Consider the following 9,750-nt stretch of genomic DNA (forward strand, 5'->3'; position numbering starts at 1 on the left):
AACGATTTGGTCAACGAGTTGAGTAATCCTTGCGCGCTGCGCCTGTTGTTCCCAGTCGTACGAGTCAGGAATTGGTCCCAAGGGAAGGGGTGAGTCACCAATACCCCATCTGTCTCTGTGGATGGCGATTTGGCGAATGACGTCCGCACCATGTTCTGTAAAAGTATTCGGACCCAAGGTCTCCCTCAGCGCGCGTTTCCATTCGGTGTCAAGCATCATGGCTGCGAGGGTGACTTGGGTCTTCCGCTTTTGGACCCGGTCTTGAACCTGATTGATCATGTCTGCCAGATCGGGACGCGAGGTGCGGGCCGGTGCGGCCACAGGATCAATTCCAGCTGCGGGCATCCCGGACAGAAACTGACGGATTCGGGAGTGGATCACCGCGGCCACATCTCGAGCAGAAGTGCCTGTTCTCAAGGCAGCGATGACAACACGTTGCGTGTCTGAACTGCTAACGCCAATGGACTGGCGCCAGGCCGCAACAGCGGCCCCCCACGAAGGAGACCGCCGAATTTCGGAAACCCTGGCGGGCGACTGGGTATCTAGGAATGCCACCAGATCGTCGGCGGCTGCGATTTGTGAGAGGTAGTCGTATTCAGAGCTGAGGCGCTCAAGGCTATCCGCCTTCGACTGCTCGGCGTTGCGGACTTCGTGAGCTGTGCGGTCGGCGCCTTCGGCGGCCAGGACCTCATCAAGGATCTGGCGCCATGATGACGGCAAGGCGGAATCCAGAGGCTCGTCCTCTGAAGGATTGTTTTCGCTGACATACGCGTAGTTTTCCGCGCGTCCACGGGTCATGCTCACGTACAGTAGCTCCCGCGTGAGCCGCCCCTGGGTGACGACGGTGTGTCCCGTGTCCACGGTGATTCCCTGCGAACGGTGGGCCGTCGTCGCATATCCCAGCTCGATCGACGCTTCAACATACTCCTGGCCAAGAACTATCGTCGCGCCGGTGTCTCGGCGAACCGCGGTCAGCAAGCCGTCGCGCCCGGGGGTCGGGACAACGTCGAGTATGGTCCCGTTCCGGATGAAGTCACCGCTGCTGTCGGTGATGGTGCGGTCATTGTGGCGGGCAATGACGGTGTCGCCAGCGCCCACCCGAGATCCGTCGCTGACCAGCACCGTGTGTTCCGCGTCCACGGTGCCTTGGATGACTCGGTCGGCCTGGGCGCGACGGTTGAGCATGCTTACCGTGTCATTGTCGGCCGCAATGAGAATGGACGACTTGCCTTCTCTGAGGTCCGATTGCCAGCTCAGATAGGCTTCGTCGACCATATCGACGTACGAACCGTGTTGGATACGTTGGTGCCGTTCATAGGCGGCGATGGCAGCGAAGTCTCCGGCGCGGAGCTTGAGCGATGCGTCTTGCTCCCACTTTTGTTCGAACCGCCAAATGGTGCTCAGCTGTACCGTCTTGCATTGTCGGTCCAGCCAACCGAGCGTACCTCCGGCGTCAATGGCATCCAATTGCCCGGGGTCTCCCACCAGCAGCACCTTGGCCCCGGCGTCCCGTGCCTGCTGTACCAGCGCTGAGAGCTGAAGGGTGGAGGCTAGCGAGGCCTCGTCGACGACGACCAGCTGGTTGAGATGGAAGCGCCACCTGTCCTGTTCGGCGGCGAGCCGGGCTGCTCTCTGAGCGAACTTGAGGGACAGCGGGCCGGGAGCCGCGTTGACTATGAGCAGTTGTTCCGCGTCGAAGAACTGCGCAGCCCGACGGCCGGCTCCGTGGCCGACCGACTCATAGAGCCATTTGGCGACGTTTTCCGTGGCCATCGATAGCTCTCGCCCAAGGACCTTGGCGCTCGCCGCTGCCGGTGCCAGGCCGATGACTGTTCCGGCCCCAAATTCAATTTCCCAGGCTTCTTTGACTGCGCCGAGGGTGGTGGTCTTTCCGGTTCCAGCGGGACCAACGATGGCGTCGAGCCGGTTGCCACTGAGTAGTACCTGGGCCGCCGCGGAGTGCTGGTCGCTGTGTAGTTCTAGCCGGCCATGGTGTTTGTAGCTGGCGAGCGATTCCATGGCGACGGCCGCGCTCACTGCCGGGCCGCCGTCGTCGTTCCGTGCCGCCATCACGGCATCCTCATTGGCGAGGGTTGCCATGTCTGTGTAGAGCCGGGAGCCGTGGAAGTCGAAGATGCTGCGGTTCGCGAAGCGGAGGTCGGGCCGCGCGCTGACGGGGACGGTGTAACGGTACTCGTTGAGTGGAACGGACTGGTTTTCCGCGGCGGTGGTAACGGCATCGATCATGGTGTTGCGGTCCGCCGGCGTGTTGCAGCGGATGTCCGCGCAGACCCGTTCGGCTTCCGCGAGGAGGTTCCACCGGTTCCAGGTGGCGCGTTTCGCCGCGACGCGCTCGCGGGTCAGTGAGCCGCCAGCGACGATCCAGTCGGCCGTGAAGTCACTGGTACGGTACGGGGCCGTGTGGGAGCGTCTCACGGTGTTGGCGAGAACGGCGCTGGGCTCGAAGCCTTTGGCGGCTGCGCGGGCCCGCCACTGTGCGGAGAGCTGATGAAGTGGCGCTACGGATTCCGGTTTGGTAGTCCGGGTGGAAAGGGTTGCTTTCTGGCGGAGTTTGATGATGGTTGTCGCGGTTGGGGGAGTGCTGTGGTCGACGGTCCATTCTGCGACGAGTCGGTCAGTTTCCAGATCGATGAGGCGGGAGCGGTTCGAGAATTCACGGATCAGTACTTGGTCGATGCCGGTGAGTTGCTGGCTGGGGTTGTGTGTACTCGCGTCTGGCTCACGGATGTCGGCGTCGGTACCGAGATTCCGGTGGAGTGCGTCGAAGAGAAGACCGTTGTAGTGCTCGCTGGCGGCGACAGTAGCCTTGTAGAGCGTCCGCGAATCCAGGGTGACCCACGCATCGTCGGTGACGCGTTGGACGCGGTTAGCGATGACCAGGTGGGTGTGCAGCTGAGGATCTCTGGCACGTGATTCCCAATGGTCGAAGGCGGCGGCGATGGCGCCGCGGGTGCCGAGGTGGGCGACGCCGTTGCGGCCGGCTCGCGTGTGGATGGCTGATTCTTCGATCCACTGCAGGGTGGCATTGACGGCGTCGTGGTGGGTTTGGAGAATTTGGTCCTGCAGAGCGCGGGGGCTCAGGCCCCAGAGGACGGACACAGATTTGGGAACGCTGAACGTGAGGTCGAAACCGACGACAGCGTGGCGCGTTTCGGTTCGGCCTTGGCTGTACTGAACGACCGTGGGTTGGCCGTGCGGACGTCCCAGAGGAGTGCCGGTATCTGGGTGGGCCGCGTGGTCGAAAAGAGCTTTAGCATCAGATTCCGTGATGAGGTCTCTGCTGGTCCGGTTGATGCCTTGAAGGCCGGAACCCAGCCAGCGCCCCTGTGGCGTTCCGGCTTTCATGTAGTACGTGGTGGCTTCGGCGGGAGGGACCGTCAGATCGTCCAACATGGTGGTCTTGAGAAGGTACCTCAGGCCCGACTGTGCGGATAGCCGGGCGATGGACATGGTCATTGCTTCTTCGCCTCCCGATGACGGCTGGAGGATGTCCACCCTCGCTGCCGGAATATGGTTTTGGTGGTGTCGTCTATTTCCTGGCCGGTGGCCTGGGACAGAATCAGCAGCTTGCCGGCCAGCCGAATCAAGTCCTGGGCGTCAGCTTTATGGGTGGATTGGTAACGATCGAGGTCCATGCGGAGGCTCTTGATGACGTCTCGCTGGTCCGCGTTCTCTGCCGTTAAGTGGTCGATGTCCACGGCTTGGGACCTGAGCTGGGCATGTAACGAATCTAGAAGCTGCCTGTTCGTCGCGAGGGCTGCAGACAAACGGGCAGTGGCGTTGTAATGGCGTGCCCGTGGTGCCGATGCTTTGGCGCGTGGATCCAACGCAGCATCGGGGCCAGATGCGTGCGGCCCGCCCTTCGCCTTATGCCGCCGTCGTCGATCACGCTGTCTGTTGGCGCAGCGGGAAGTGCAGAACCGCTGCGACGTGCGCGACGGGTCGAAGCGCTCGCCGCATTCCCCGCAAATCTTTCCGCTCATAGTTGTTCATCTACGCCGATGTGTTCTGCGACATGACTTCCCGTGAGTACGCGCTCACGGCGACTGCCTTGGATGCCAGAGGTGTGGTGCGGTTGGAACTCGACACGGACGAAGAGCTTGCTGGCTGGTCGAGGGCTGTTCTGATGCGGCTGGCGAGGTTGCTGGTTCTGCCTAGGTATAGCAACTGTGTATTTATCTAGCTGGACTGCTTGCTTCTTTGAGGAGTAGGACGGTCATTCTGAAGCCGCTGTGGAAAGCTCTGGACATGTCCAGAGTATGAGCGTTCAATGGAAGTGAATGGTCACGGACGGTCTTGGATGAGGGGCCGTGGGACGAACGGCGGCCAGCCGGCAAACATCGCCAGCCGCAGGATGGGGTTCCGATGGACTACGCAGCTTCGGTCAAGCCTTCGCCGGCGCGGAGCGCCGCAGAAGGATTCCTCGCACTCAATCTGCCGAGCCGTGTTTCGTTGGAAGGGCTGATATCGATTGTCGAGACCATCCGGCAGCGGCGGATCGAGGTCGACGTTTCCGAGTCCCTGAACGGGGGATCGGTCTGCGGGTTGTGGCTGTCCACCGATAGTGCGGAGATAATCCTGCACGCGCCCACGCCGTCGGCACTACATCGCCAGCAGTTTATCCTTCACGAACTGGGCCATATGGTGCTCCGACACGATGAGCTGGTGGTGTCCTCAAACTATGCGGAGACTTTGTTTCCGAACATCTCCGGCGAGAAGGTGTCGCGGATCCTGGGGCGAAGTGACTTTTTGGATCATATTGAGGCCGCAGCCGAAACCTTGGCGGATCTTCTTGCTGCTGCCATCCGGGACAGCAGCCTCGAGCCGCGCTCGTTTGAACGGATCTTCGGATGATTCAGGGAATTGCGGCTGTCGTGATCTGGTGCCTGGCTCTGTGCCTCCTGCCGGATCTAAAGCGGCGCAAGGACAAGAGCATCTTGGTGGCGGCTCTAACCATAGCTACCGCACTTACGCTCAACGTTGACCTGATTTATAACGCGGGGGACCAGCTGCTCGGTAGCCGCAATCTCCTCGACCTAATAGCCAATATCCTCATGGTTGTTGGTATCTACTTCCTGTCCCGTGCGATCCTACGGGCCGCCAGTGTCAGCGAGGCGGAGGACGCTCACAACAGAGCAGGGCTTTGGACGCTTGGGACTGTGGTTGTGGCCCTCGTTGTCGGCTTCAGCTTGATTGATGCTCCGCGGACTTCGACTTCTTTCATGAGGGATTTTGGAAGCCAGTGGCCGGCCGCCGTGTACTCGAGCGTCCAGTTCCTCTACATCGGCGTGGTGATGGCCATCACCGGCTTAACCTGTTTCAGGTTCCGTGGCGAGATGGCAAGGCCGTATTTCCGCTTGGCTTTGGTGTTCATCGGCGTGGGCTGCACTCTGGCTGTGGTTTTGGTCTTTGTAGTGCTGGGAATGAACTCTCTCCATCTCATAGGGGAGCTTGAGGCAATGACGCGTCTCTCCTATGTTTACGACGCCGCGCTAGTGGCTGCCATGGTTTTCCTTTGCGTGGGCTTAGCTTTGCCACCCGTCGCGCGTCGATTGGCGCGTAGGTCAAATACCCGTGCCGCAGCTATCCTCGTCGAACGCTTGTCTTCGCTCTGGAACCGAATCACATCGGAACGATCCGATATTCGACTAAATCAGGCCCAAACTGCGGTTGGCCCCCACGATGAACCCGAGCGTCGACTACATCGGATGTTGATAGAGATCCAGGACGCACTGTTCATCGACCCCCACCTCGCCCAATCGCTGAGTCAAAATGATCTGGATGTTTTGCGAGAGACGGAGCAACATCTTGGAACCCGGTTGGCAGTACCCGAACATCGACGACCAGGGGTGTCACGCAAAGGAGACACTGACCCGTGATCGACCGCGAAGGTTGGATCCACGAACAGCCGCAGGCGAGACTCGCGCGGAAGCTAAATCTCCTGCTCGATCTTTATGAGGCCCGAGGATTATCGCCCCTGACGTATCCGCAGATAAGCAAGCACATGTCGGATCGCGGAACGCCTTTGTCTCGCTCCCGCTGGGCCTACATGCGTGCTGGCGATAGTTCTATGGCGACCGACCCGCAGCTTTTGCAGAACCTCGCCGAATTCTTTGGCGTTGACCCTAGATACCTTTTGGACGACTACGGCGAGATTCCCGAGTTGGTGGACGCTCAACTCGAGCTATTGCGCACACTGCGGGAAAACCGAGTGAGAAACTTCGCTGCAAGACAGCTGCAGGGAATTTCTCCGGAGACGTTACGGCGCCTCCGAAAAGCCATCGACGAACGCCTGAAAACTCCCGAGGACGACGCCGATGCGTAGGGTCGTTGCTGCTGTGGCCCTTAGCTGCGGCATTGCTGGCGCGGCCGCTTTCCTCGCGGCCGTCTATTTCGCCCGGCATGTTGTGGTGCCCAAAACGCAGCGGAGGGAAGATTTGCAGATCCGTCACGTTTTCCACGACGCCGACGGAAAACTAATGGTGGCGTTACCGTCATCTGCACCGACGACGACTCCAGGTCGCTACAGCATCTGGTTTTCCGACGGCACAGGCCACGCCTGCATTGGAAAGATTGTGTCGACGGACCCCAACGCCGGAACGGTAACCCGGCTAGTTGAACGGGTTGACTCCGGAGACCTCCAGACCACCAAGACCGGCATATGGAGCGGATACGTCTATCCGACGCCGGAGCCGTTAGGGCTGCCCTACTCGGACGTGCAGGTTCCTGTCGAGAACGGCATGGCGCCAGCATGGAAGTTCACCCCGCCCCAGGCATCCGGAGACCCTTCCACCTGGGCGATCCATATCCATGGCTTGGGCGGATCGAGGGCAGGCGCTCTTCGCGGCGTGCCTGTTGCGGACCGGCTGGGATACACCTCCCTGGTTGTCTCACTCCGGAACGACCGGGATGCGCCTGCATCCAAGGACGCCCGGTATCACCTGGGGCAGTCTGAATGGTGCGACGTTGGAGCTGCGGTGTCGTATGCCGTGGGGGAGGGTGCACGCCAGATAGTCCTTTTCGGTTGGTCCCTCGGTGCCTCAATTGCTCTTCAGCTCGCGGCGTCATCGGAGTTTCGGGACGTCATCTCTCGGCTCGTGCTCGATGCCCCAGTTATCGACTGGAGCGGCACTCTAGTGGCCAACGCGCGGTCCAGTATGCTCCCCGGTTGGGTTGCAAGGCTTGGACTGCAGATCCTTGGGTCATCCGGAACACGCTGGATTACTGGCCTGGACGATCCCTTGAGCTTTCATACGTTGGACTTTTTGGCCCGGGCCGACGAACTCGGTGTTCCCATCCTCGTCATCCACAGCGAAGGGGACCGTTCGACACCCTTTGCCATTTCCCGCGAGTTCGTCACCCGACGCCCCGAACTGGCAACGCTGCTCACTTTTCCCTCCACGGAGCACACGCAGGAGTGGAATGCCGATCCGGACGGCTGGGACGCGGCGGTGGAGCTCTGGCTCCGAAACGGTCCGCCCGGGCCCGCCGCCGTAACCCTCTGATTGAGGGGCTTATGAAGCTTCGGGTCCCCGATCCCGGTAGGCCGTGCTTTTATCCATGCTCCAGCCAGCGACGATTCCGGTTCCGATCATTTGGTCGCTAAGCCTGGCCAGCCGATAATTGGGGTCGGCGTCAAGGGCGAGCTCCAGGAACTGATGGGCCTTGCTGCCTCTGCCTTCCCACCAATTGATGAACGCAATGGCGGTCAAAGCTGGAGCCGAATGAATTGTGGCGCTGTGAGTGTAGGCGTGGACGAGTAGTTGCTCGGCCCATTCGATGCGGGACCACTGGGGCTTGCCGTGTGTTTGGGCTAGGAGGACCCGGTCCATGGGTTCGTCGATTCCGGGGATGTCGGCCATGAGTTGGTCGCGGATGGCGGGGAGCTGGAGGTTCGCGATCAGGCTGATGGTCTGCTCGTCGTCCGGGTATGCCTTTGCGTTCAGCATTTCTGCCCACAGCGTCCTGGCCTGTTCCATCGCATCTCGATGGTTCAGGCATCGGATGGCGGCGACCCGGCTTTCAACGGCATCCAAGGTCACGGAATCCTTAGTCGATGCTGGCAGCGTGATGCGGTTGGTGGGTTCGATGGTGCTGCCGCGGTAGACGAATTCGGCGTTGATCTGGCTGGATTGCGTGGCACTCAAGGGGAGCTTGACGCCGGTGTCAGGGTCGCCGTCGTACTGCGACACTGTTTGATCTCCGACGAGGAGTCCTTCCCTGATGGTGAGTCCTCGCTCGGCTAGGGCGCCTGTGAGCGCAGCAATAGTTGTCGCCTGTGGCTTTTGATCGCCGCTCATGGGCTCCGAGGTGTAGACGGCGAAGAGCACACCTTCAGCGCTGGAGTCGTGGCCGAGGTAGCCTGCCACCATCTTTGCGTAGCTGATTTCGGTGTGTGGCTTCGGCAGATCGACTCGGAGGGTTGGCCCTACATGGTTGTCGGTGATGGTGATGCAGACCAGGCTTTCTCGGGGCCAAAACCCCAAGGTGTGGCCAATGAAACTCAGGACATCGGCGGGGGTTTTGATGGTTAGCGGTTCCACGTTCCTTCTCCTTCAGTGACTGGCCGGCACCGGGCGTGTCTGTCAGATTTGTGCGTCGTTCTGATAGAGGAATCACCGCTGGGCACGAGGGGCCGGAGTGCAACTTGGGGAAACCGGGAACGGGCGAAAATTTCGCGAGGAAATAAGCGACGGAGGAGCGCCGAGCGAAAATTTGATCCGCTCCCGGCGCTCCGCGCCCTGGTTGCGCGGAGGACCCGCCCAGCGATGATGGGGATCAGAATGACAAACAGCGAAGATGCTTCTAGTCGTTCATGGGTTTGTTTCGGCGTCGCGGCATGACGATTACGAGCCCGTCCACCGGCGCCATTCAAGCAGCGGGGGAGCGCGAAGCACCCAGCGCCTCCAGAACCCCACCAGAAATGTTGGTAACAGCGGCGGGTGGGGGAACTGCCCCGAGCAGTCCGAACCACCCTTTCAAACTAGCCAATCTGCGCCGCAGAACTCGCCGCGTGGAGCCGGAGGGAGTGCTCAGCGTAATCACGGCCAAAGCTACGAAGCGCTAGGCTACAACTAGTTTCCTTTCGCAGGGAGAACAAGGAGAAACAGCGGGGCCGGTAACTGTGTGGTGCAGAAGCCGGCCCCACCTTCATTAAGCGATGCCCCAGGACCACCTATGGAGCATGACCCTATGAGCAGACTCGAACTGGCACGGTTTATGACCATTCCTGACTTGGCCGAAGAACTCAATACCAGCGCCAGTCAGATCCGCGCCTTGATCAAATCCGGCGATCTGCCAGCAATCCAGATTGGCGGCAGATCGCAATGGCGTATCGAACGGACCAAACTGGAGGGCTATATCGCCGACGCCTACCAGCGCACCGCTGAGGCAATCCGCCGTGGTGACCTGCCCGCCGGCACCGCAGGCTAAACCGACCCTCGCTTACAGCTCATCCGGTGCAGCAGGGCTGACGGCTCCGACCCATACCCAGCCCTCACGCTGAATCTTGATTCCTGGTTCGAAGAAGGACACCTTGACCGCCGTTTTCGTCCACGCTTTCGCGTGTCCCTTCACCCGGTAAGCCTGGGAGGGGTAGCGAATCCACACGTGCACGCGCCGGGGTGCAGGGAACTCGTGGACCGGGTTGGACGGTAAATCCAGTTCCGCCTCCGTGAGCATCACCGGTTCCTCACGCATCACCAGTTCCTCAATCCACCCGTCTAATAG

Annotated in this window: 9 protein-coding genes; 5 read left to right on the forward strand and 4 right to left on the reverse strand. The window is 60.7% G+C overall.

Annotated features, from left to right (window positions below; all coding sequences use genetic code 11):
• Both mobF and DDA93_RS15400 read right to left on the reverse strand, forming a co-directional pair.
• The coding region (gene mobF, locus DDA93_RS15395) for a MobF family relaxase (protein WP_133185571.1) at positions 1-3,477 on the reverse strand (3,477 nt) is incomplete at its 3' end.
• On the reverse strand, positions 3,474-3,719 hold the full coding sequence (locus DDA93_RS15400; RefSeq protein WP_133185574.1) for a hypothetical protein: 246 nt from the start codon (positions 3,717-3,719) through the stop codon (positions 3,474-3,476). The genes DDA93_RS15400 and mobF, both read right to left, overlap by 4 nt.
• Positions 3,720-4,386: 667 nt before the next feature.
• Between DDA93_RS15400 and DDA93_RS15405 the strand changes: the two genes are divergently transcribed.
• The 4 genes from DDA93_RS15405 to DDA93_RS15420 are packed head-to-tail and all read left to right on the forward strand — an operon-like array spanning position 4,387 to position 7,526.
• The gene (locus tag DDA93_RS15405) at positions 4,387-4,875 is read left to right on the forward strand and encodes a hypothetical protein (protein WP_116779243.1); all 489 of its coding nucleotides are present in this window, start codon (positions 4,387-4,389) and stop codon (positions 4,873-4,875) included.
• Positions 4,872-5,900: an MAB_1171c family putative transporter gene (locus DDA93_RS15410; RefSeq protein WP_116779244.1), complete on the forward strand. Its 1,029-nt coding sequence runs from the start codon at positions 4,872-4,874 to the stop codon at positions 5,898-5,900. Before DDA93_RS15405 ends, DDA93_RS15410 begins: the two co-directional genes overlap by 4 nt.
• Positions 5,897-6,346, forward strand: coding sequence for a hypothetical protein (locus tag DDA93_RS15415; protein ID WP_243400667.1), 450 nt, complete (start codon positions 5,897-5,899; stop codon positions 6,344-6,346). The genes DDA93_RS15410 and DDA93_RS15415 overlap by 4 nt, the downstream gene beginning before the upstream one ends.
• A complete protein-coding gene (locus tag DDA93_RS15420) occupies positions 6,339-7,526 on the forward strand; it encodes an alpha/beta hydrolase (RefSeq protein ID WP_116779245.1) in 1,188 nt (395 codons plus the stop codon). Before DDA93_RS15415 ends, DDA93_RS15420 begins: the two co-directional genes overlap by 8 nt.
• 9 nt (positions 7,527-7,535) lie before the next feature.
• Here the strand turns inward: DDA93_RS15420 and DDA93_RS15425 are convergent, their stop codons facing one another.
• Positions 7,536-8,564, reverse strand: coding sequence for a DUF4192 domain-containing protein (locus DDA93_RS15425; RefSeq protein WP_116779246.1), 1,029 nt, complete (start codon positions 8,562-8,564; stop codon positions 7,536-7,538).
• Positions 8,565-9,213: 649 nt separating this feature from the next.
• Here DDA93_RS15425 and DDA93_RS15430 point away from each other — a divergent pair.
• Entirely contained in the window at positions 9,214-9,453 is a 240-nt protein-coding gene (locus DDA93_RS15430; RefSeq protein WP_116779247.1) for a helix-turn-helix domain-containing protein, read from the forward strand.
• A 12-nt stretch (positions 9,454-9,465) separates the two neighbouring features.
• On the opposite strand, the gene DDA93_RS16395 is transcribed toward DDA93_RS15430, so the two are convergent.
• On the reverse strand, positions 9,466-9,750 hold a 285-nt coding region (locus DDA93_RS16395; protein WP_207771364.1), incomplete at its 5' end, for a hypothetical protein.

Source organism: Arthrobacter sp. Bz4 (genome assembly GCF_003075455.1).
Classification (GTDB): Bacteria; Actinomycetota; Actinomycetes; order Actinomycetales; family Micrococcaceae; genus Arthrobacter_D.

Coding starts and splice junctions, on each gene's coding strand:
- DDA93_RS15405 (WP_116779243.1), top strand. CDS start 4,387: ATGGACTACGCAGCTTCGGTCAAGCCTTCGCCGGCGCGGAGCGCCGCA.
- DDA93_RS15410 (WP_116779244.1), top strand. CDS start 4,872: ATGATTCAGGGAATTGCGGCTGTCGTGATCTGGTGCCTGGCTCTGTGC.
- DDA93_RS15420 (WP_116779245.1), top strand. CDS start 6,339: ATGCGTAGGGTCGTTGCTGCTGTGGCCCTTAGCTGCGGCATTGCTGGC.
- DDA93_RS15430 (WP_116779247.1), top strand. CDS start 9,214: ATGAGCAGACTCGAACTGGCACGGTTTATGACCATTCCTGACTTGGCC.